The organism is bacterium, assembly GCA_026416715.1.
GTDB lineage: Bacteria > UBP4 > UBA4092 > JAOAEQ01 > JAOAEQ01 > JAOAEQ01.
The window spans coordinates 27,952-52,147 of sequence record JAOAEQ010000006.1; the positions used below are offsets into that span (position 1 = coordinate 27,952).

Below are 24,196 nucleotides of genomic sequence, written 5' to 3' on the forward strand. Positions count from 1 at the left end.
GGTTAAGTTTCCTGTTTCGGTGAATAATTTAATGCGGATTGTAATCCGACGATGAGCGCAAATAAATACAGCGTTTGATGCCGATATATCAGGGTATCAGTGAAACTGCCGATGATATAAATTAAGGAAAAAATTAAAACCATAAATCCGATTTCAGTATGGCGATATTTCAATCCTGTTTTCAGTAATATCCCTAATAGCCAACATAGAACAAACACGCTCCATATGCCAAATGATACCGCAAGATGTAAAAAAGTATTATGGGCATGGGTTATCTCAATACTTATTGGTGGTAAAACGTTTGCAGCTTGCAGTCGTTTCATTTCAAGTCCATAATCACCGGTACCGACTCCAATAATCGGATGCGTTAGGCATATTTTCCATGCTCCTTTCCAAAAATAAAGCCGATGTCCAATAGATGTCTCTGGATTTCCGGCTTGAAATTGTTTAACTTCGTTCACTACTTCTTGGATTCGTTTCTGAACTGGTGGTGCTATGGCGAACAGAATAAAGATAATAAGGATACAGAACAAAATGAGTTTCCGTCGCTTTTCTCCAAATACATTGGAAAATAATATCGGGCTTAAAAACAGAAAAGCGAGATATCCGGTTCTTCCCTGAACTAAGATTAGGTCGATAAAATATAACACTATCCCGGCAATGATGATAGATTGAAAAGTTCGTGTGGTTACTCGTTGAAAATAAAACGACAGGAGAAGTATCCCAAAAACGAGAAATAGCGAAAGGGTAATATGTCCGGTTAAATCGAGAAATCCAACCGGAAAATCAAAATGGAGTGGTAATAATTCTAGCCATCCTTTAAAAAATGGCATATTTTGCAGAATCGAAACGCTCGCATTGAACGCCAACCCAATGAGAAAAGCGCTGATTAATTTCTTTGGGTTCTCTTTTTCCGTAAAGGTTACCGAAGCGAGAGCGAATCCTGTAAACCATAAATAGCTTTTTTTCGCTATCTTTAGTCCATACGGTAGATTTTCCGAATAAAGCAAGCCCAGCCAAGGTAGAAGCATCAAAATCACTGCAGGTATGAACCACGGCTGATGTAGCCATCGTGATTTCTCCTTCCAGAAAAGTCCGGAACCTAGCCAGATTAAAATCGCTAGAACCGCGAATATCACGCCAGGCGCAGTAGCTATCGGCAGAAAGAAAAATACACCAAGGAAACTATAATATAGCAGTTTTGGTGCAAGCATAATTCATCGAATACGGTAATGGATACTATGGTTCTATTCTAGCTCGCTTAATCCAGCGTTCTGTGGTCGCCCTTGCCAATGCCAACGTAAAATTGACCAACTCGTTTTCATTTTATTTTGGCTCGATTTAACTAAAAACAAGGTGACACAGCTAACCAAAAAGTTACTGATAATTTCAACGATCAGTTTTGTTATCAATCCCCAATACAGCAGTATTTGCGTTGGTGTTGAATGGTATTTATTAAAATATTTATAGCGCGAAATATAATATTCAATTTGCGCTCGTATCTTAAGCGATGGCGGGGTGCTTTGTCCTTGTTTATGTTCAATTTTTACCGTAGGGAGAAAATACACTTTTTCCCCAGCTTGATTGAATCGACGACACCAATCCGTTTCTTCAAAATATAAAAAGAATCGTTCATCCATCAACCCAATCCGCTCGATGCTTGTTTTTCTCACTAAAACCGCTGCGCCAACCAACGTTTCAACCGCTACCGGAGCTTGATATACCGAATTTTTATGGTAGTATTTCTTAGGGAACAATAAGCGTAATATACTTTTATTGAGCAACTCAGTCGCTAACGAAGGATACGGCGCGATTGACTGCTGGTTGGTACCGTCGGTATTCAACAGTTGACCGCCGATAATTCCAGCGTCTGGAGTTTGCTCCATAAACGTAACCATTGACGCTACTGCAGTAGCAGGTAGAATAATGTCCGTATTGAGAATCAGCAGATAAACCCCAGTCGCTACTGATATCGCTTGATTTACCGCATGCGCGAACCCTGTATTCCGTTTATTTTCAATCAACCGAACCTGTGGTTCTCTCGATTTTAAAAATGGAACACTTCCGTCCCTTGAACCGTTATCAACAACAATCGTTTCGTAGGTCATCGGCGGAATGGTCGTATCAACCGCAGCTAAACATTCAGCTAATAGCGGTTGCGTATTCCGATTGACAATGATAACAGAAATCGTGGGTCGCATTATTCGGTCATCCGTGTTTCCTTTACTCCAAGTTCCAGGTGCCGTTCGAATAACTTCACATTTCTTAAAAAAATGTAATATGCCGAGAATCCGGCTATAATTAACCCGTGTTTTCCATCAAGAAATCCTCGTTTCCAGAAATAGCATTCGATAAATTTTATAACCGGATGGAGAACCAATCTCCCTGCGCTCGGTTTTTTCCCCTTACCATACGTTACCTGTTCTTCTACCCAAAGTGTCGCAAAGTGATTGATCGTCGCAAGATGTTCTGAGATATCGCGATATGTATAGTGATAGATGACATTATTCAACCGTCCGATGCTACCGTCAACCTGTATCCGTTCATGGAGTTCACGGCCAACCCATTTCGCTTTATTTTTTTGAAATAACCGCAATTGTTCATCCGGATACCACCCACTATGTTTAATCCATTTCCCTAAATAATAGGTTAAGCGCGGAATGTTATATCCCACAAAATTGTTCACTTCGGACTGGAATAGCCGCTGAATCTCTTGACTAAGTTCTGGCGAGACTTCTTCATCAGCGTCAACCGATAAAACCCAATCATATTTCGCTAGCGACATCGCATAATTCTTCTGGTCAACATATCCAGTCCAATCCCGATGGTATATCTTATCAGTATATTGCTTGCAGATTTCGATTGTGTTGTCGCTACTACCCGAATCAACGACAATAATCTCGTTTGCCCAAGATACGCTCTGCAAACATCGGGCGATTTTATCTGCTTCGTTATAGGCAATAATACACACCGATACCGGTCGCATAGAATACTATTATCTTTGAAAATCCCCTGTTTGGGAAACAAACTTGTTCTGGAGTAACTACGAACGAGATATTATCTCGTTCGTAGTCTCCCCAGTATATCTTCCGCCATTCGTCCTGATTAAATGCTCTGATATACCGTTTCAATCTTTGCAAGCATTTGTTCAAGCTGAAATTTATCGCGAACTATTGCACGACCAGCTAATCCCATTTTCTGCCGACGATCCGGTTGGCTGATTAATTCGATTATCTTTTCGGCAATTCCCTCACTATCCCTGGGGGATATGAGATATCCATTGATTCCATCTTGGACAATTTCAGATATTGCACCGACATTAGTGGCAATAATCGGTAGTTCCATCGCTGCGGATTGAACTAACACCTGCGGAACGCCTTCTGTTCCTATCGAAGGCAAAACGGATATATCGAGTGCGGCTAAAACCTCAGGGATATCTTCACGAAATCCGAGTAACTGAATCCGGTCGGCAAGCTTTTTTTTCGTAATCATTTGCTTTAGGGTATCTGATAACGGACCTTCTCCGACAATGAAAACCTTGATATTGGGATAGTTCGGTCGAATCTTTTCGATAGCATCAATGAGATATTTATGTCCTTTATATTCAATCAATAAAGCGATACAGCCGATACCAAGTTCATCCGCTTTTAATCCGAGCTTCCGCCGAAGTTCAATGCGATTATATTTTGTTCTGTCGAATAAAGCTAAATTTATCCCGCTGGGAATAGAAACAATTTTCTCGGCCGGAATGTAATTGGTTTCAATCATTTGCTGGCGAATCGCTTCTCCGGTAGTAATAATTTTATCTGGCAATCGCGCATAGAGAAGACGATTATACCCAATGTTTTTAATCGGATACGACATATGCCGGGTTCGGATTAATTTCGGCTTTCGAGAAGAGATTTTCGCTGCTACTGACGCTGGCCAGCTATCGCGAGAACTATGCGTATTAATAATATTTATTTCTTGCCGCTTGATTATGGATAAAATTTTATAGAAGGAACTAGCAATCGTTTTTCTCGTAAAAGGAACCGGGAACGTTTCAATGCTGCGGTTTTTCGCTTCAGCATAGATTCGGCTAGATTCCGGCGCTGCAAGCAGCATCCGATATCCTTTTTGGCTTAACCCAGTTAGTTCATCAAGAATACGAATCTGCTGACCACCGAATCCAGTCGCTGATTCTGTATGTAAGATGGTGAACGATTTCATTATGTGGTAAACTGACAGCGATATAAATTCGCATACACCCCATTTTTTTGTAGCAATTCGGTATGCGTTCCTTGTTCAACGATTTTCCCTTCATCAAGTACGATAATGACATCCGCTCGCATAACCGTAGATAAACGATGCGCAATGATAAACGTTGTTCGATTTCGCATCAGACCATCTAACGCTTCTTGAATTAACCGTTCGGATTCGGTGTCCAGCGCTGAAGTCGCTTCATCTAAAATCAGGATAGCCGGGTCTTTGAGAATCGCACGCGCTAATGCGATCCGTTGCCGTTCTCCGCCGGATAACGTGAACCCGCGTTCTCCGATTCTTGTCTCATATCCTTGCGGTAAGCGCTGGATAAATTCATCCGCATGCGCAAGTTTCGCCGCAGCAATCACCTTATTTCTATCAAACTCTTTCTGTCCATAAGCGATATTGTTAAACACTGTATCGTCAAACAGAATCGTTTCCTGCGTAACAATTCCGAACTGGTCACGTAACGATTTGATGGTTACAAGCCGGATATCCTGACCGTCTATTTCGATAGCTCCATCAGTGATGTCATAAAATCGGGGAAGAAGATTAACCAGCGTGGTTTTGCCGACTCCGCTCGCGCCAACGATAGCAACAATTTGGTTCTTTTTAACGGTTAAATTGATATTGTGTAGGATTGGCTCCTTATCATACGCAAACGATACATTTTTGAATTCAATGCAATCGTGCATGCGTAATAATGGTTTCGCTTCCGGATGCTCTTTTATATCCGATGGAGTATCAAGGATTTCACATACCCGCTGGGCTCCAGCTAATCCCCGCTGCAGCATATTATTCGCTTCGGTAAGCTTGCGGATAGGTTGATAGAACGAGCCGAGCGCAACTAAAAATGCAGCAAATGTTCCTACAGTCAGCTGTCCTTTAAAAACAAAATATGCGCCAAACCAGAATGTAATAACGACCCCAACAGCACCGAGAAACTCCATCACTGGTGAGGCTAACGCCGTTATTCGATTCACTTTCATCGTCTGCTGAAATAGCTTTTTCGCTTTCTGCGCAAACCGTTCCGATTCGTATTGTTCCATACCAAATGCTTTTACGACACGGACTCCAGAAATTGTCTCTTGCAGAACCACATTGACTTCAGCACGAGTTTGTTGCAATACCGAACTCCGTTTCCGCATACGTCGCCCAAATTGAACTACCGGATAATACCCAATAGGAAATAGGATTAACGAAATCAGCGCGAGTTGCCAGTGGAGGATGAAGAGAAGAACTAACAACCCTAGGATAACGACAATCTCGCGAATTGCAATCCCAAAAACTGCGGTAACGATATTCCCCAGTAAATCTACGTCATAGGTTAGTTTTGACATCATCTCGCCGGTAGATGATTTGCTGAAGTACCGTAACGACAATCCCTGGAGATGTTCATATAAATCCGTTCGAATATCAAACATCGTTCTTGCGCTAACATATTCACTGAAATACTCTTGAAGATAAGAAAATATCCCTTTCAAAGCAGTAATGATTAATAGCCAGCCGCTAATTATAAAAAACGCTTGCCAGCGGTGGGTAATCAGATATCGGCTAACCTGCTGTAACCAGTCGCCGAAAATATGCACTATTGGTTTTGGAAGAGATAACGTTGTTGTGCCGGATTCGGGAAATAATAGGTCGAGAAATGGTTGGAGCGTTCCGATCGATAACGCATTTAGAACCGAGATTGCGGCGGTGCTAATCAATGCAATGATAATCCGACCGCGATATCGCCAGGCGTAATGGAGAACACGTTGTACCATAAAAAACGATTCAAACAGATTTCTGCGGATTTACACTGATTACACTATCCGTCGGCATCCGTTACTATCCGTTTGCATCGACTTTATAAATTAAAAGAGGTTTCCCGCTGTAATGCCGTGAGAACCACGTTTTGAACCATTTAATCAAAGTGGGCACCTCCGCTTACGCTTCGCGCTTTTCTGTCACCGCAGAACTTGCATCCCGCGTAACGCAATCAGTTCCCCTATTAAACGGTGTTGGATCAAAAATTGTAATTCTACACGAACATAGCAGGAAACCTAAGCTTTACCAAATAGTGTAGCACTCGACTGCAAACCTGTCAATAGTGAACTCCGCATATAAGACAAGAAGAACGTCTATTGCAAAAACTAGGATTACGAAACTCAGGAATCTGGGTAGAGTTAACAACCTGCATTAGGAGGTTTCTGATGGTATGTTCTTTTTCCTTCGACCTAAATCATCTAAAATGGTATAGACAACTGGGACGACAATCAAGGTTAACATCGTTGACGTAATCAACCCGCCGATGACACAGACCGCCATCGGAGAACGAATCTCGCCGCCCGACCCTAACCCCAGCGCAATCGGGAGCATTCCGAAAATCATCGCTGCAGTCGTCATCAGAATCGGTCGCAATCTAACTGGACCAGCTTTTAGTAACGCTTCGTTTCGTTCCATCCCGCGTTTCCGTAACGTGTTCGTATAATCTACCAATAGAATAGCGTTTTTGGTAACTAATCCCATCAGCATAATTATCCCGATTAAGCTAAAAATATTTAACGTTTTTCCGGTCAATAGTAACGCACCTAACGCGCCAACAATAGATAGTGGCAAAGAAAGCATAATCGTAAATGGATGAATAAAACTTTCAAATTGTGACGCCAGTATCATATACACGACAATAATCGCAAGAACTAATGCAAATCCGATATTCGTGAACGACTCTGCCATAATTTCTGCCATGCCAGTGAAGTCGGTCGTATATCCCGGCGGAATGCCAATTTTATCCGCAATAGCTTTCACTTCTTGGACTGCAGTTCCGAGCGGTTTCCCAGGAACCAAGTTACTCAACACCGTTATCTGCCGCTGCCGGTTCTGCCGCTGGATTTCAACCGGCCCTGTCCCTTCTTCTATTTTAACAACATTCACGAGTTGAATCGTTTTCCCATCTTTATTTTTCACAATCAGCCGATTTATATCACTCGCTTTCTGCCGATCAACTGCTTCCAGTCGAACCCGCACTTCATAGCGGTCGCCGGCTTCTTTATAATCGGTTGCTTTTTGTCCGCCGATAAGTGTCTGGATTGTTGAAGCTATCGCTCCAACGGATACCCCTAAATCTGCTGCTTTCTCCCGGTCGATATAAATGCGGAGTTCCGGCTTTCCGCTTTCAAAACTTGAATCAACATCAACGAATCCAGGGGTGTCTTTCAACTCCGCAATAATCCGATTTGAGATTAGCTGCAGTTCTTGCAGGTTCGGCCCGCGAATATTAAACTGAACCATTGCTGCCCGGAATCCAGCGCCAATACGTTCCGCTTCTTCAACCGATATCTTGACACTGTTCTGAATCTTAAATTGCTCTCGCACTAATTGCATCAACTCCTGTTGGCTCCGTTTGCGTTTGTCTCGGTCAATGAGTTTAACGAAAATCGTCCCTTGGTCAACGCGTTCCTGTTCCCCGCCGCCGATTGTCGTGAATAAATATTTTACTTCCGGATATTGTTTTACCTGCTGTTCTATCGTTTGAACAATTCTTGCGGTTTCGGCAAGTGAGGAGCCGAGTGGAGTTCTCACGACAATATTAAATTCACCGCGATCATACGGCGGTTCAAATTCTTTCCCAATGAACAGGGTTAAACCAAGACTACCGATGAAAATAATTATTGCAGAAACAATTACCAATCGCCGGTGCGATAATGCATACGTTAACAGTTTCCGATAGTTTGTATCCAGTGCATTGAAAAAATTCTCGAGAATGATAAATGCTTTATTATGTTGTGTTACCATTTTCAGGTATCGTGAGCTTAACATCGGCGTCAAGGTAAACGAAACGAAAAGTGAGACGAGTACCGCAAACGTTACCGTTAATCCGAATTCATAAAAAAACCGACCGACAATCCCGCGCATAAACGCTACCGGAACGAATACTGCGACAATTGAAAAGGTCGTTGCCATAACCGCAAGTCCGATTTCTGCGGTTCCGAACCGTGCAGCTTCTTTCTGCTCCATTCCTTCTTCCCGATGCCGATAAATATTTTCAAGCACGACAATCGCATCATCAATTAGCATACCAACCGAAAGCGATAACCCGAGCAAAGTCATCATGTTTAAGGTAAACCCCATCGCTTTAATAAACGAGAAGGTGGCAATGATTGATGTCGGAATAGCAACGGCTGAAATTAATGTTGTTCGGATATTCCGTAAGAAAACGAAGACAATGGCTATTGCAAGTAACCCGCCGAATATAATATGGAACCGGATATCGCGAACTGATTCTTCAGTATAGGTTGACATATCCTGTGCGATTTCCATATGCATGCCAGGAGGGAGCGACTCTTGAATTTTCTTAATTTCCGCTTTAACCCGATGTGCTACTTGAACCATATTGGTTCCTGATTGACGTCGAATCAAAAGCGCTACCGCTCGTTGGCCATTCAGGAGCGATAAACTGCGTTCGTCTTCTTCCCCATCTTCAATGGTCGCAATATCTTTTAATTTTATTGGAAAGCCGTTTCGATAGGTAAGAACCAAATCGTTAAATGCGGTTGGACTTTCGAACTCCCCTTTCGTTTTAACCACCAACTCTCTCACTTCCGATTCAATTCGTCCCCCAGGGATATCAACGTTTTCCGACCCTAACGCCATTACTACTTCCGGCGCGGATAACTGGTACGCTTCCATTTTATTCGCATTCAACCAAACCCGAATCTGCCGATCGCGACCCCCAACAATTTTCACGCCACCAACCCCGATAATCTGTTGTAACCGTTCCTTAACTACTTTATCTGCAAATCGGGTTAACTCTTTAACCGACTTATCCCCAGACAGGGTTAATCCGATAATTGGTGATGATTGTAAATCCAGTTTATCAACTATCGGCGCTTCAACATCTTTCGGCAACTCTGACCGAATACTCGCCACCTTATCCCGAACATCTTGCGCTACTACATCAACATTTTTTTCCAGTTCAAATTCAATAAACACCATACTTACCCCTTCCGAACTACTCGAGCGTAGTGTCTTGATTCCGCTTAAGGTATTCACCGCTTCTTCAATAACATCTGTTACTCGGGTTTCCATAGTTTCCGGATCTGCACCGGGCAAGATGGTGGTGACGGTAACCATCGGAAAATCAACGTTCGGAAATAAGTCTATGCCTAACAATTGCAACGAAACCAGCCCAAACACGATGAGTGCAAGAATGACCATCGTGGTAAACACTGGACGATTGATTGATACTTCAGCTAATTTCATAGATTTACGAAGAGAACGAATAATAACGAATCCCGCAAATACATTGTTTATTCGGCTAATTCGCTATTATTCAAGTCATTCGTTTTATAGTTTCACCTTGGTATTATCGGTTAATCGGTCGGCGCCTCGAATAACCACCTTAACTCCAGCAGTGATGCCTTGGTCAACAACGACGGTTTCATCTTGGATAAGTTTAACGGTTATCGGCGTCCGTTTCGCCAAGTTATTTTGCACGGTATAGATAAAAAGATTTTTCCCATCCGGAGTTTTCTGAACTGCAGATTTCGGAATAATTATCGCACCCTTGAATGTGTCAATAAGAATCTCTGCACGGATAAACATTCCTGATTTAATGTTTCGGTTTGGATTATCAACGCTGATTTCGATTTTAACTGACCGGTTTCCCGCTTCTACTGCTGGGGAAATTAACGAAACTTTACCGGTTACTATTTCATACGTTGGTAACGTGATTGAAGCCATTTGTCCGAGTTTAATCTGGCCAACATCTTCCTGGGGAATGCGTATAACTGCTTTCATCGGATTTACCGTTTCTACTCGGAATACCGGTACGCTCGGCATAACCACTTCTCCGATATCATGGTATTTTTTGGTGATAATACCGTCAAATGGACTTCTAATCCGAGTTTTGTCTAACTGGTCTTTAACCAGTTCAACTGCAGCTTTCGCCTGTTCATATCCTGCTTCCGCAGCGAGTTTATCTTCTTTTCGCGCACCTTCTTCCGCTAATTTAAGGTTTTCTAATGCAGTTTGATATTGTGCCATTGCAACTTTAACTCGAACATTTGCAGCATCAAGTTCTTGTTTCGTGGCAACTCCGGCTTTATAGAGATTCTCAGTTCGCGCTAAGTCAGTGGTTGACATATTCAGTGTCACTTTCGCTTGCTGAACTGCCTGTTTAGCAATTTCTAATTCCTGTGGCCGAACCCCGGTTCGCGCCTTTTCAAGATTCGCTTCCGCTAGTTTCAACGCCGCTTTCGCTTGTTCATATTGTGCAGTGAGCGGGATATCATCTAATTGCGCAAGCACCTGCCCTTTTCGAACATAACTCCCTTCCTGCACTAGTAATTTCACCAGTTTCCCAGAAATATCTGGGCTTACCGCAGCAGATTGTATCGGTTCAATCTCACCGCTAGCACGATATACACGCTGGAAATCCTGCTGTATCGCTTCTGCAACTTCTACATGCACTGCATCCGCATTCGGATCTTTCATTTCAGCTTTCTGCTTTGAACAACCAATAAAAATGAATATGAAAAATGATAGTAAGAGAATAACCCCGAGTTTAATCGTTCTCATAAATTTTCCTCTAGAATAATTCACCACCAAGACATTCGGTCACGAAGTTGATGGCTAAACTTTGCTTTGTGTCTTCGTGCCGTGGTGGTGAAGAATTTTATTACGGTAATTTATCTAGACCAATATCTAGTTTCAGTTTCGCTAGCGCTACCTGATATCCGTGCACTGCTTGTGCGAAATTCGTTTTTGCCGTAGTCAATGCTAACTGTGCATCAGCGACATCGAGCGTTGACGCTCGACCGTTTTCGAAACTGATTTTCGCCATAGTTAATGCTCGGTCAGCTAACTTTACCGCTTCTTCTGCTGAAACCACAATCGCGCGCGCTTCTTGAATCCTTAAACAGGTTTGCTTTACTTCAACCTGAGCTGATAAAAGCCCTTTCGTCAATGCGGTGCGGGCTTTCTCCAGTTCAGCTTTTGCTCCCTGAATCTGAGCGGCAGTTTTAAACCCGTCAAATAGCGGGAGCTGGAAACTTAATCCGGCATACCAACTCGTAATCCAATCATTCGGATAGTAACCGTATTTAACTTGCTGGTCGGTAACATTCCCAACCAAATAGAGATTTGGCCGATACCCCGCTTTATAATAATTCAATTGCACCTCTGCAATCTGTTGCATCTGTTTGAGAATCAATAAATCCGGTCGGTTTCGTTGTGCTACTTCCCAAGCGGTTTCGCTGTTCGGCAGATAATCGGTATAAACAAGCTCTCCGATAAGTTCAATCGGCTGTTCTGGAGGGATATTCAGCAGCGTATTAAAATTTTGTTTCGCCAACACCAAGTTATTGTTCGCTGCAATTAACCCCGGTTCTAAATTGGCAACTCGAACCTGCGCGCGTAACATTTCAAATTCACTACCCACCCCTTGTTCATAGCGAAGCTGGGCGCTACGAAAATGCGATTGCGCGATTTCCAGCGCTTCCTGATTAACCGCAACTAATTGTTTCGCGAGTAAGACGTCATAGAATGCTTTCGTAATCTGGAAAGTTACCGCTTGTTTCGTTACCGCTAATTTTGATTCCGCTAGCTGAACATAAAGTTTAGCGCCACGGAGCGCATTTGATACCCGACCAAAGGTACTTACTGCTTGATTTAACGTTGCTGAAATACTATATTGTTCACTGCTCATTTCTTCGCCGCTATATACTTTATCAGCATCAACGAGATGGAGCGCATCCGCTTGGAGATTCAGCTGCGGCAATGCCGCAGATCGCGCTTCGCGCACAGTCGCTTTTGCTTTTTCAACTTCTTTTTGAGCGGAAACAATATCCTGATTCCGGGCTAACGCCAGTTCAACCGCTTGGTCGAGTGTTAGTGAAGCTGGAATATCAACCTGCGGTTGTGCAATTGCATTTATTGCACAAAGCACAATGATAACTATTATTCCTATTTTAAATTGCATAGCTTTAGGGATTGATAGTATGATTCTATTTGCCATAAATGATAAATGATTTAATTCTTCTGCTTCTTCTGCTGTTGCAACGCATCAACGATTTTCTGGATATATCCTAGAAACGCTATTCGGTCTTCTTCACTCAATACACTAAGTACCTGCCGAAGTCCTTTCATTTTATGCTGATTAAATTCTGATATTATTTGTTTTCCCTTTTCGGTTAACTGAACACGAACTAGCCGCCGGTCAGACTCATCTCGTTGTCGTTCAGCGTAGCCATGTTTCACCATACGGTCAATGATTCCGGTCGCAGCACTCATAGAGACACCTAATCGACTCGCAATTTCGTTCATATTACATGCGCCATACTGAAAGAGAATAGACCCAGCAATACATTGTCCTTCAGTCAAATCGGAATCAATAAAATTCGGCGGATTCGCTGCATGGAGATAGTGTATTAATTCCGTCATTAATTGCTCAAATCGTTCAATCTGCTGATTTAATTGGTTATCTTTTTCAATCAGCTCCATAATCAAACACTTACTTTCATTAACAAGCAAAATATTTAATTAATAAAATATTTTATGTAATTAATTATATAATAGGTTAAATAATGTTGTCAAGTTATTTTTTACGTTTAGCATAGATTAAATAGTGGAGTTGAACCCGAATTGAGCGGTTCAATTCGGGTTCAACTCCATAATTGTTCATCTTTCTTTGTCTATAAGCAAAGGTTAAAATGTTAGTTTGTTTACCGTTTTTAATTAACTCCAATATATTCAATATTCTACAAACGAAATGATATTATTATATTGAAATGATAAATAAGGATTGACCGAAAAATGACTGATACTGGGGTGGGATTAAGGCAGTAAGCGAATGCTTTGATTCCTTTCCACAAGTTATTTTAATTGGAGCATTTTCCGAATAAAGCTATAATAACATTTAATATTCTGCTCGGTTTTTCACGCAAATCAGCAGGTAATCCTATTCGAATTTAAACCCTTTATCAAGGAAAATATATCGGCAAATCTCCGCAACTTTCGGGTCATATAGCTTACCGCAATGTGAGATAATCTCTTCCAAAGCTTTTTCGATACCAAGTGCAGGGCGATACGGACGATGCGATGCCATAGCTTCCACCACATCCGCTACTGCAAGAATCCTCGCTTCAAACATAATCTCGTCTCCCTTCAACCCACGGGGGTATCCGGAACCGTCCAACCGTTCGTGATGCTGATATACAATCTGTGCGATTGGCCAAGGGAATTCAATATCTTTCAGGATATTATAGCCGACTTCAGGATGAATCTTAATCAAACTAAATTCGAGTTCAGTTAATTTCGTTGGTTTCGCCAGAATTTCTGCCGGAACTGCCATTTTCCCAATATCATGCAGTAACGATGCAATCCGAATCCCTTCGATTTGCTGTTCAGATAACTTTAGCTCTTGCGCGATGGCGCAGGCGAGTTGCGCATCGCGTCGTTCATGTCCAGCGGTATACGGGTCGCGAGATTCCAAAGCAGAAGATAATGCGCCAACTGTCTCTTCAAGTATCCGTTGCAGATTTGCGTAGGCATCAATTACTTTCTGTTCCGATTTTTTCCGCTCAGTGATATCAATAATAATTCCTTGATAATGCGTAATTTTCCCTGTTGAATCTCGTTCGATTGTAGTACGGTCATCAATCCAGCGGATGTCGCCATCTTTGGTAATAATCCGGTATTCCTGCTGAAAACTACTAACTCCAGTAGCCGAATATTGCTGGACTTCAGCTGCAACTCTCTCCAAGTCTTCTGGATAGATAATCGAAGCATAGGGTATAGCTCCTGATAATAACTCTTCTGGTGTGTATCCAAATTGGATCACGTTCTGAGAAACATAGACTACTGGCCAGCCTTCAACTGCTCGCCAGCGGAAGAGTACTACCGGACTATTTTCAACAACGAGATTTGCTTGCTGGAGTAACTTCTCTGTCCGCTTTAATTCTGCGATATTCTTCTCAAGTTCTCCAGCATACTGTTTTGCCCTAACTTCAGCGGTTCGTGCCTGAATGATTTTATCTTCTAGTTTCCTAAATAATGCTTCGCGATGTCCCTTAGTAAACTCCGAATCGTCTATTTTAATCGGTTCACTTGGTTCTATAGTTCCAGTTCTAAATTCTTCTATGGTTTCTTGTATAATTTCTAGGAATCGCGTTGGTTCTTCCGGCTTGACAATGAATCGCGCTGCACCTAAACTCATCGCAAACTCTTCATCTTTCGGGTCAGTATAGGTTGCGGTATAGAAGATAAACGGGATTTTATTCAATCGCTCGTTCTTCTTCCATTCTCGACAGAGCATAAATCCGTCCATAACCGGCATTAAAATATCACTAATCACCAAATCTGGCGGAATTTTCAACGCTAGGTCAAGTGCTTCAGCTCCGTTCGATGCTGATACCGTTTCGTATCCATTACCTTGCAGCAGTTTTTCCAGCAAATACCGATTATCCGCTTTATCATCAACCACTAAAATTTTAAGTTTATTCATAGGTAAACCCTCCCATTATTATCTATCAACCCTTGCATATTCAAAGGCTTCCAAGTTCAAAACCCTTGGATTGGTTATGCACTGTTTCTGTTGAACTTAAGCTCAGGGCTATTCACTTTCAGAAACTGACTAGCCCCTATCCCCGATAGGTAATGGTTATAAATATTCCTGTAACTGCTGAATAAAAGTGTTCGGGTTTATAGGTTTCTCGATATATCCGGTAGCGCCAGCAGCAAGAATCCGTTCTTTATCCCCTGCCATGGCATACGAAGTAACCGCAATAATCGGCACCTGCTTGAGCATATGATTGCTCCGTAATTCCTTTGCCACCGCATATCCGTCAAGTTCCGGTAGCTGGATATCGAGCAGAATTGCGTCCGGCTGAACTTCTCGTGCGAGTTGAATGCCTTCTTTTCCGGTTCGCGCTTGAATCACTTCAAACCCGTTTTTTTCTAACAAAAATGTCATAAGATAGATGTTTTGTTCATTGTCTTCGATAACAAGGATTTTTTTTGCCATCGCGCTCTCCTTTATGTAAGAGGAAAAGTTACCGTGAAAGTGCTTCCTATACCAAATTTACTTTGCACAGTAATCGTACCATTTAATTTTTCAATGAGTCTTTTACAGATAGCTAATCCTAATCCGGTGCCTTCATGTGCACGACTTGTCCCAGTATCAATCTGACTGAATGGTTTGAATAATTTCTCCAAATCCTCTTCTGCAATCCCGATTCCGGTATCAATAACACGGGTCACCACCTGATTATTGACTATTTCGCTTTCTACTGTCACGGTTCCAGTCTCGGTAAACTTGATTGCGTTACTCAATAGGTTCAATAAGATTTGTTCAATCCGACGTTGGTCGCTAACCAATTCGTCTATTTCAGGTGAAATGTTGGTAAGTAACCGTAATCCCTTTTTTTCAGCCATCGGGCGAACTGACATAATCACTTTTTCTATTGACTTTCGGAAATTGAATGGTTTCAAATATACCTCTAGTTCACCAGCTTCGATTTTTGATATATCTAGAATATCATTAATTAATGCAAGGAGATGGCTCGCACTACTCTGTATCATGCCTAACTGTTTGGTTTGTTCATCATTTAATGGTCCAGCTAGCCCTTGGAGCAAGATTCCGGTAAACCCAATAATTGAATTTAACGGAGTCCGCAATTCGTGCGACATGGTTGCGAGAAATGCGGATTTAATCCGGTCAGCAGCTTCAGCTCGTTCTTTAGCAGCCGATAACTCTGCGGTTCGTTCTGCAACCCGTTTCTCTAATTCTACCGCAGTTTGCTGAACTTGAACCAGTAATTGATGAATCTCTTCTTCTGCTTGTTTGCGTTCAGTAATATCATGAATTACAAATTGCAACGCAGGTTGCCCTTGATATTCGGTTTTCGTAATTACAAACGAATGCCAATGAACTTTATCATATTTATCACTAAATATACTTTCAACGGTTTCCGAATTCGGCTCTTTACTCTTGATAAAATCTTGAATGAACTTATTGATACTTTCTGAATCTACATAATGATTAAAAAACGTGTCATTTTGCGGCGTAGCAAAATCCTGAACGGTAAATCCGGTCAACCGTTCTAACGCCGGATTCGCATATAGCATTTTCCCAGTTAGGTCGGTGATAAATACAATATCGTTGAATTTTTCGATTAGATTACGATACCGCTGTTCACTATCTATAAGTGCCTTTTTTGCAAGATTCTCATCGGTGATATCGTGTATGGTAACCACAACCCCTGCGGATAGGTCATGCGGTTGCAGTGCTGCTGCGGTTAAAATAACCTCGCGAAATACCCCGTCTTTCCGACGAAGCCGTGTCGTTGTTGTCGCTACCCCTTGCTCTTTAAGCGGTTCATATAACTCTTGGCCAACCCGCTGATATTCCTCATCATTTTCGTAGAGAATTCGTGTGGTGTTTCCCAAAAGCTCCTCTTCTGAATACCCGAAACTTTTAATCCATTGGTCGTTAACGTTTTGAAACCGCCGGTCTTTCATCACGCAGATACCTACCGGTGCCGCTTGAAATACACTCTGGAGCGTCGCTTCCGTTTGTTTGCGTTTACTAATATCTCGCACTACCGCAAGGATACAATTTTGCCCGCTGAACCGAGACCGCTGTAACGTTATTTCAACCCAGAATAATTCACCGGTTTTCTTCTTGGCTATCCACTCAAAAATTTGCGGGGTTCCTTCAACTGCTTTTTTAATCCAACCCATCGCTTCCTGCTGGGAATACGGCGATTTACCTAAGCTAATATCGTTAATGGTTAATTGTTTAAATTCATCTTCGGAATACCCATACATTTTTAACGCAGTTTGATTAACCGCAACAATCGTTAACGTATCTATATTGCGAATTAAAATTGCTTCACTGGTCGCATTGAATACTTCTCGATAGTTCTGCTCACTTTGTTGCAATGCTTCTTGAAACCGTTTCTGCTCGGTGATATCCGCGCCAATACTAAATATTTCAACAAGTTTCCCCTGTTCATCAACGATGGCTCGGTTCGTCCAGGATATCCAGACGCGAGTACCGTCTCGCCGCATATTTTCATTAATATTATGTTCATACGCCTTCGGATTCGAACATATTTCTTCCATCAGCCGATGCAGGTCTCGACCGGAACTTTCAGTATCAGGAACAATGGTTCCGATAACATGCTTTCCGATAAGTTCCTCTTCCCGATATCCGAAAAACTGTTGCCCAAACTCGTTTATAAACGTTATCTTCCCCTCCCGATTCCAGCGGAGAATGATACTGTTTGCATTCTGAACTAACTCTCGGTATTTTTGTTCGCTTTCTTGAAGTTTTGCGTTCGCTTGCTCGAGACGTTCCGTTCTTGCTCTTACTTGCCGCCATAGTAGGCAAGCTATTCCACCAGTAGCCAACAGTAATCCTACAATCCCGATAATTATCCAGTAAACATATTTCGGCACACGGTACGGTGGCGGTTTTTCAGACCATTTACCGAGTGTAGTGTAATACGGAGAACCACGCTCCGGAATCCATTTATTGAGATAACGGTCAATCGCTTTTAGCAAGTCGGGGTTACGCCCTTTAGCTGTAACGAAATACAACTTAACTGGATTAAATTCTATCGTTGTTTTGAACAATCCATATTTCTGATAGAAGTAATCCCCGAATAAATGGTTGGAAATAGCGGCGTCAGCGGAACGATTTGCTGCTATAGCAAACGCTTGATGAAACGTTTCGGTAGGAATTATGGTAACCTTATATCCGAATCCATCCATTAACTGCTGGAAAACCTTCTGCTGAATAGATCCTTTCAACACAGCAATCCGCTTGTTATTCAAATCAGCGATTGTATTTATCGGGTTATCTGAAGATGCATATATTCTCGACCAACTTTCCAGAACCGGTGTCTTATGGAAATCATATTTAGTACTTCGTTCTTCAGAATAAGCGACATCCGGCATCAGGTCAATTTGTCCGAGTTCAAGCGCTTGGAGACAACCGCTCCATTCACCCGGCACATACACTAGGTTCCAACGTTCTTGTTCAGCGATTTTTTTCAGCAGGTCGATAAATATCCCCGCTGGTTGGCCGTTGTTATCCATAAAAATTTTCGGTTCATTCTGGTAAACTCCAACTCGAACGGTTCGTGGGACACCTATTCCGACACTGGCCAATAAAGTTAACAGCAGCAAAGTCAAACATATTTGATGAGTTTTTCCAGGGAAGTTGTTGAAGTCTAAACCGATTGGATTGCTGAATAACCTTATTGAGCAGTTAAGAATTGTTTTTATTGGAATCAGGATTCGGCGCTTGAATCCTATTGGTAGGATAATGGCTGACTGCATGGTGGATTGGTTTAATGAAATAGTATCATTCACAATGAACGACCACCTTTCAGCCGGAGCGGGTTATATAAACTTCGGCGCTTGTTACGACTAGGCATTCCGCATTTTGGTAAGCCGGAATTTGAAACCATTATAGCGTTTACTGATTTTCCTTGCAACTAAACAATAGTTATCGCATTGGGTCTTCCTATAACCATAATTTTTGGGGTCAACGATAATCTTTCGCTGGGTTATACTAGTAATGTTTTGAGGCAAGCTAATCTTTTCCTTGATAAAAGATTTGACAATATCTGGCTGTTTCCTCTATAATAAATGCTCAAAATTTAAAAAAGCGGTAGCCTCATTATTAATTTTGTTGAGCAGGACTTAGAGAACAACCTGCGCCGTTGCAGCGGAAATCTAAAACGCATAACTCATACTTTGTAACCCTTTTTGAAATTTGGATTTGTGCTTTTGGCATTCCAGCAACGGAGGTGCTGGCTGTTGTCTACGTCCTGAATCTAGCACGCATCAAATCTCGATTTTGTAGCAGATTTTGAAGGGAGAATTATGGTTATCGATTTGTCGCTGCTGGAGGAGGGAACGTCTTACCAAGAATTTCTAACTCCTGCAGAAATATTTACAGCGATTGATATCTTATTACACCTTATAACTCCGGTTAAGACCCAACTCCAGTTCATTAAAACTGGCAACAATATCCTACTGAACGGGATAAGTTCCACCTCAGTAGAATTAAGTTGCAGCCGATGTTTAGAACCGTTTGTCTATTCGATTACGGCACCGTTTAGCTATGAACTTCGACAGAAACCAGAACTTGCGACTCCTACTGCGATCAATCTGGAGTTTGAAGCTGAAGAGACACTATTCCAAGAGGATGCCGCGGAAATTGTGTATTATACCGGAACAAGAATTGAGTTGATTGATGAAATACGACAGGAACTGGAACTAGCGATTCCGATGCAGCCGTTATGTAGCGAAAATTGCGCGGGATTATGTATTCAATGTGGGGCGAACCTAAACAAAGGGAAATGCAGTTGTCCTCCGATTGACAAAGAGAATCCCTTTGCTGTATTAAAACAGAAAATTAAACCCAAAATATGATTATGATTCCACCGATTTTTTGACTGATTATCTAGAGTAAAACCTAAAACGGATAAATCTGGGTAATCTACCGTTAATAATCTGTGTAATCGAATTTCTATAGAAAGGTAGAATATGCCTGTACCAAAACGTCGAACGTCGAAATCACGACGAGATAAACGTCGAACCCATTATAAATTAAATCAACCGGGGATATCGGTCTGTCCGAAATGTAAACAGCCGAAACCGCCGCATCGGGTCTGCCCGCATTGTGGCGAGTATAAGGGCAGAAAAATTATTGAAACGAAAGCGTAATTACTTCTTAACGAAAAAAACTTAAGAACGGATGAACGTAAGAAAATATGGTCATCATAAGATTCTGGTTCCTCGGTTCTTTCGTTCTTTCGTTGCATAACGTATCATGAGAATCGCTGTCGATGCTATGGGTGGAGATAACGCTCCGGCAAGTGTGGTTGAAGGAGCAATTGCTGCAGCGAATAAGTTTAAGGTCGGTATCTTACTCGTTGGACAAACAGAGGCAATTAAACCGTATATAAGCCGGTCGCAATCGGATGTTTCCGGCATCGAAATCGTTGAAGCGCCGGAAGTAGTTGATATGCATGAATCGCCATCCGTTGCCTTGAAACAGAAGAAGAATTCATCGATCAATATCTGTATGCAGCTGGTAAAAGAGGGGAAAGCGGCGGCGGTAGTTTCCGCAGGGAATACCGGCGCGGTTATGGCGGCGGCGCTTTTTACCCTCGGTCGGTTAGAAGGGGTTAGCCGACCGGCAATAGCGGCACCGATCCCCACTAGAAAGGGATTCTGTATTCTTCTCGATGTCGGAGCGAACGTTGATTGTCGTCCGCAGCATTTAGTACATTTTGCGGTAATGGGAAAAGTGTTTGCGGAAAAAGTATTCCAGCGTGAGCATGCCCGAGTCGGATTGTTAAGTATTGGCGAGGAAAAAACGAAAGGAAACGAATTAACGCTCCAAACCTACGAACTGTTAGAAAAAGCACCGATAAATTTCATTGGCAATGTTGAAGGAAGAGATATCGTTAGCGGTGAAGTTGATGTTGTTGTCTGCGACGGGTTTATCGGAAATGTTATTCTGAAATTTGCAGAAGGTTTTGCTGAAATGTTTATGTCAACCGCAAAACAGTTCTTTTTAGCTGGAACCGATTCTGCGCAAGTACCGGTTCAAGAAGCATTTCGGTCGTTTGCGAAAAAAATGGATTATTCTGAATATGGCGGCGCTCTGTTGCTTGGATTAAACGGAACTTGCGTTATCAGTCACGGTGGGTCGTCTCCGAAAGCGATTATGAACGCAATTCGGGTTGGCGCAGAGTTTGTTACCGATGAAGTCAATCAGCATATAATCGAAGAGCTTCGAAAAGTCCAACAACATATTGAGAATGAAACCAAATAATAGGGATTTATCGTTATGACAACTGATACTTCACATCATTCAGGTTCAGGACATACTGCAAAAATTCAGGGTGGCGTTGGCATAGTTGCTGTCGGTTCGTATGTCCCCGAGAAAATATTAACCAATCATGATTTAGAGAAGATGGTTGAAACCAGCGATGAATGGATTACTACCCGAACCGGCATTAAAGAACGACGAATTGCTGCTCCAGACCAAACGACTTCGGATATTGCAGTAATCGCAGCACAGCGTGCGCTTGAAAAAGCAAAAATGACCGCCGCTGAAATTGAACTGATTATTGTCGCTACCATAACCGGTGATGTTCTATTTCCAGCAACCGCATGTTATGTTCAGCAAAAACTTGGTGCGAAACATGCGTTCGCATTTGATATCAGCGCCGCGTGTACCGGATTCATATATGCGCTCTCTATCGCCAAACGGTTTATTATTACGGGGATGGTCAAAAATGCCTTGGTTATCGGCGCAGAAGAATTAAGCCGGTTTACTGACTGGACAGACCGGAACACCTGCGTTATTTTCGGAGATGGCGCCGGTGCCGTAATTTTGAAACCTGTTCCTGATGGGAAAGGAATTCTAACCGAATATCTGGGCAGTGATGGTTCCGCAGCGGATCTGATTTTTATTCCTGCGGGCGGAGCGAAAACGCCAATTTCAGCAGAACAACTCGAACAGCGGCAGCAGTTTATTAAAATGAAAGGAAACGAAGTGTTCAAGTTTGCTGTTTTAGCAATGGGTAAATCTATTAAACATGCGCTTGCCGATGCGCAGATTCATAGCGACCAAGTCTCATTGATGATTCCCCATCAGGCAAATATTCGAATTATTCAATCTTCAGCAGAACGATTTAATATTCCGATGGAAAAAGTGTATGTGAATATTGATAAATATGGGAATACGTCAGCGGCATCAATTCCCATTGCTCTAGATGAAGCGGTACAATCCGGTAGAATTAAAGAAAATGATATTATTGTTCTCGTTGCATTTGGCGCGGGATTAACTTGGGGGTCCTGCGTTATAAGGTGGTAGATTACTATGAATAAACTAGCATTTATTTTTCCGGGACAGGGTTCTCAATCGGTTGGCATGGGTAAAGATTTTTATGATTCTTCTCCGACCGCTAGAGAGATTTTTGAATCAGCGAATCGGATATTAGGTTGGTCATTAACCGATGTATGTTTCTCTGGTCCGGAAGAGAAATTAAAACAGACTGAATTTGCGCAACCGGCACTATTTACGGTGGGATATATTGCGTTTCAGTTGTTAGTAGATCAAGGAGTTCACCCTGCGGTTGTTGCTGGACATAGTCTTGGCGAATATACAGCATTAGCGGCTGCTGCTGTCTTAAGTTTTGAATCTGCATTAAAACTCGTTGCGGAACGCGGGCGATTAATGCAACGTGCAGGAACCGATAATCCGGGCAGTATGGCAGCGGTGTTGAGTCTAACTGAATCGGAAGTCCAGGAAATTTGTCGGCAAGCAGAATCGGCAGGAACCGGATATGTAGGCGTAGCAAATTATAACTGTCCGGGGCAAATCGTGATTTCCGGAAGTGTCGCCAGTGTGGCGAAAGCAATCGAATTAATTTCTGCGCAAGGGAAAAAAGCGATTTTATTACCGGTAAGTGGGGCGTTCCATTCGCCCTTAATGGAATCAGCGGCTCGGACATTAACCGAGCTGATTCATCAATCCGAATTTAATCCGGCGAAAATTCCGGTAGTACAGAATGTTACTGCAGAATATACACTAGACGCAGAAACACTTCAATCGAATTTAACGCAACAAATGTTATCGCCGGTGCGCTGGGAAGCGTCAGTTCGGAAAATGATAGATAACGGCATAACGTGTTTTATTGAAGCTGGAGTTGGTAAAGTATTAAGTGGTATGGTTAAACGGATTGACCGAGAAGTAATGACCTTGACTGTCGAGAACATTGCTGGATTAAACACTGCGATTCAAATAATTAAGGAGAATAACCTATGTTCTTAACTGGACAGGTAGCGATTGTAACTGGAGCTGGTGCTGGAATTGGAAAAGCGATTTCGCTTGCGTTAGCGAAACAAGGCGCAGATATGGCGTTAACTGATATCAACCTTGAATCGGTTCAATTAACCGCACGGGAAATCGAATCGTTCGGAAGAAAAACTTATTTTGCTCAGACGGATGTTTCCGATTCAGCGGCTGTGGAATCGTTTGTTAATACCGTAGCTGAGCGATTCGGTCGAATAGATATTCTGGTTAATAATGCGGGTATAACTCGGGATACGTTATTAATCCGAATGAAAGATGCGGATTGGGATACTGTTTTGAAAATCAATTTAACCGGAACATTTAACTGTACCCGTGCAGTTAGTAAAATTATGGTAAAACAGCGGAGTGGTCGCATTGTCAACATTGCCTCGATTATTGGGTTAATTGGAAACGTTGGTCAAGCGAATTATGCCGCGAGTAAAGCTGGGGTTATTGCTCTAACGAAATCAACCGCAAAAGAACTTGCATCTCGCGGAATTCTGGTTAATGCAATTGCGCCAGGATTTATCATGACCCGAATGACCGAAGTTCTTTCCGAGCAGGTGAAATCTGAAATGTTAAAAAATATTCCTCTCGCGCGGTTCGGAACCCCGGATGATGTCGCTAATACGGTTCTCTTTTTAGTTTCAGATGCAGCGAGTTATATTACTGGCCAAGTTATCCAAGTTGACGGCGGTATGGTAATGTAAGCAAAAAACATCGTATAAAGTCCAAAACACCATATATGTTAGGTACTTGGTACTTGCTACTTAGTACTTGATATTTAAAGGGGGAGGTGAGTCAGAACACTTATGGCAGAGGAAATCTTTGAAAAAGTGAAACAAATTGTTGTCGATAAACTCGGTGTTAATGCTGACCGAGTGACTGGCAACGCTAAATTTGTTGATGACCTCGGTGCGGATTCATTAGACCAAGTTGAGTTGATTATGGAGTTCGAAGAGAAATTCGGTATCGAAATCCCGGACGAAGATGCGGAAAAAATCGCTACGATTGATGAAGCAGTTAAATATATCGAGTCCAAAACCGCAAAATAAGTGGTTGTTGAGAAAGATAGTATTTTGATTG

19 protein-coding genes and 1 other RNA gene are annotated in these 24,196 nt (G+C 42.2%); 7 read left to right on the forward strand and 13 right to left on the reverse strand.

Going from position 1 to position 24,196, the window contains the following annotated elements; genetic code table 11:
- Positions 1-2: 2 nt before the first annotated feature.
- The 13 genes from N3A72_03615 to N3A72_03675 form a co-directional block, all read right to left on the reverse strand.
- Positions 3-1,214, reverse strand: a complete 1,212-nt coding sequence (locus tag N3A72_03615; protein MCX7918697.1) for an O-antigen ligase family protein — start codon at positions 1,212-1,214, stop codon at positions 3-5.
- A 33-nt stretch (positions 1,215-1,247) separates the two neighbouring features.
- Positions 1,248-2,201: a glycosyltransferase family 2 protein gene (locus N3A72_03620; protein MCX7918698.1), complete on the reverse strand. Its 954-nt coding sequence runs from the start codon at positions 2,199-2,201 to the stop codon at positions 1,248-1,250.
- A complete protein-coding gene (locus N3A72_03625) occupies positions 2,201-2,986 on the reverse strand; it encodes a glycosyltransferase family 2 protein (GenBank protein MCX7918699.1) in 786 nt (261 codons plus the stop codon). Before N3A72_03625 ends, N3A72_03620 begins: the two co-directional genes overlap by 1 nt.
- A gap of 119 nt (positions 2,987-3,105) precedes the next feature.
- Complete coding sequence (locus tag N3A72_03630) at positions 3,106-4,209, reverse strand: glycosyltransferase family 4 protein (protein ID MCX7918700.1); 1,104 nt, start codon at positions 4,207-4,209, stop codon at positions 3,106-3,108.
- A complete protein-coding gene (locus tag N3A72_03635) occupies positions 4,209-6,008 on the reverse strand; it encodes an ABC transporter ATP-binding protein/permease (protein ID MCX7918701.1) in 1,800 nt (599 codons plus the stop codon). Before N3A72_03635 ends, N3A72_03630 begins: the two co-directional genes overlap by 1 nt.
- Positions 6,009-6,105: 97 nt before the next feature.
- Positions 6,106-6,288: non-coding RNA, 6S RNA (ssrS, locus tag N3A72_03640), on the reverse strand.
- Positions 6,289-6,423: 135 nt separating this feature from the next.
- Positions 6,424-9,486 carry an efflux RND transporter permease subunit gene (locus tag N3A72_03645; protein MCX7918702.1) on the reverse strand — a complete coding sequence of 1,021 codons (3,063 nt, stop codon included), beginning with the start codon at positions 9,484-9,486 and terminating at the stop codon, positions 6,424-6,426.
- 84 nt (positions 9,487-9,570) lie between these two features.
- Positions 9,571-10,803 carry an efflux RND transporter periplasmic adaptor subunit gene (locus tag N3A72_03650; protein MCX7918703.1) on the reverse strand — a complete coding sequence of 411 codons (1,233 nt, stop codon included), beginning with the start codon at positions 10,801-10,803 and terminating at the stop codon, positions 9,571-9,573.
- 100 nt (positions 10,804-10,903) lie between these two features.
- Positions 10,904-12,241 (reverse strand): TolC family protein, encoded by a 1,338-nt coding sequence (locus tag N3A72_03655; GenBank protein ID MCX7918704.1) that lies wholly within the window; start codon positions 12,239-12,241, stop codon positions 10,904-10,906.
- 14 nt (positions 12,242-12,255) lie between these two features.
- Positions 12,256-12,726, reverse strand: coding sequence for a MarR family transcriptional regulator (locus N3A72_03660; GenBank protein MCX7918705.1), 471 nt, complete (start codon positions 12,724-12,726; stop codon positions 12,256-12,258).
- 457 nt (positions 12,727-13,183) lie between these two features.
- Positions 13,184-14,728: a response regulator gene (locus N3A72_03665; protein MCX7918706.1), complete on the reverse strand. Its 1,545-nt coding sequence runs from the start codon at positions 14,726-14,728 to the stop codon at positions 13,184-13,186.
- A 156-nt stretch (positions 14,729-14,884) separates the two neighbouring features.
- Positions 14,885-15,247, reverse strand: coding sequence for a response regulator (locus tag N3A72_03670; protein MCX7918707.1), 363 nt, complete (start codon positions 15,245-15,247; stop codon positions 14,885-14,887).
- Positions 15,248-15,258: 11 nt separating this feature from the next.
- Positions 15,259-18,423, reverse strand: coding sequence for a PAS domain S-box protein (locus N3A72_03675; GenBank protein ID MCX7918708.1), 3,165 nt, complete (start codon positions 18,421-18,423; stop codon positions 15,259-15,261).
- 696 nt (positions 18,424-19,119) lie between these two features.
- Between N3A72_03675 and N3A72_03680 the strand changes: the two genes are divergently transcribed.
- From N3A72_03680 to N3A72_03710, 7 genes are all read left to right on the forward strand, one after another.
- Positions 19,120-19,671 carry a DUF177 domain-containing protein gene (locus tag N3A72_03680; GenBank protein MCX7918709.1) on the forward strand — a complete coding sequence of 184 codons (552 nt, stop codon included), beginning with the start codon at positions 19,120-19,122 and terminating at the stop codon, positions 19,669-19,671.
- 114 nt (positions 19,672-19,785) lie between these two features.
- Positions 19,786-19,965, forward strand: a complete 180-nt coding sequence (rpmF, locus tag N3A72_03685) for a 50S ribosomal protein L32 (GenBank protein MCX7918710.1) — start codon at positions 19,786-19,788, stop codon at positions 19,963-19,965.
- A gap of 106 nt (positions 19,966-20,071) precedes the next feature.
- The gene (gene plsX, locus N3A72_03690) at positions 20,072-21,082 is read left to right on the forward strand and encodes a phosphate acyltransferase PlsX (protein ID MCX7918711.1); all 1,011 of its coding nucleotides are present in this window, start codon (positions 20,072-20,074) and stop codon (positions 21,080-21,082) included.
- 15 nt (positions 21,083-21,097) lie between these two features.
- Complete coding sequence (locus N3A72_03695) at positions 21,098-22,129, forward strand: ketoacyl-ACP synthase III (protein MCX7918712.1); 1,032 nt, start codon at positions 21,098-21,100, stop codon at positions 22,127-22,129.
- 6 nt (positions 22,130-22,135) lie between these two features.
- Positions 22,136-23,089, forward strand: a complete 954-nt coding sequence (fabD, locus tag N3A72_03700; protein MCX7918713.1) for an ACP S-malonyltransferase — start codon at positions 22,136-22,138, stop codon at positions 23,087-23,089.
- A complete protein-coding gene (fabG, locus tag N3A72_03705) occupies positions 23,080-23,820 on the forward strand; it encodes a 3-oxoacyl-[acyl-carrier-protein] reductase (protein MCX7918714.1) in 741 nt (246 codons plus the stop codon). Before fabD ends, fabG begins: the two co-directional genes overlap by 10 nt.
- A gap of 102 nt (positions 23,821-23,922) precedes the next feature.
- Positions 23,923-24,165 (forward strand): acyl carrier protein, encoded by a 243-nt coding sequence (locus tag N3A72_03710; GenBank protein MCX7918715.1) that lies wholly within the window; start codon positions 23,923-23,925, stop codon positions 24,163-24,165.
- The last annotated feature ends 31 nt before the right edge of the window (positions 24,166-24,196 follow it).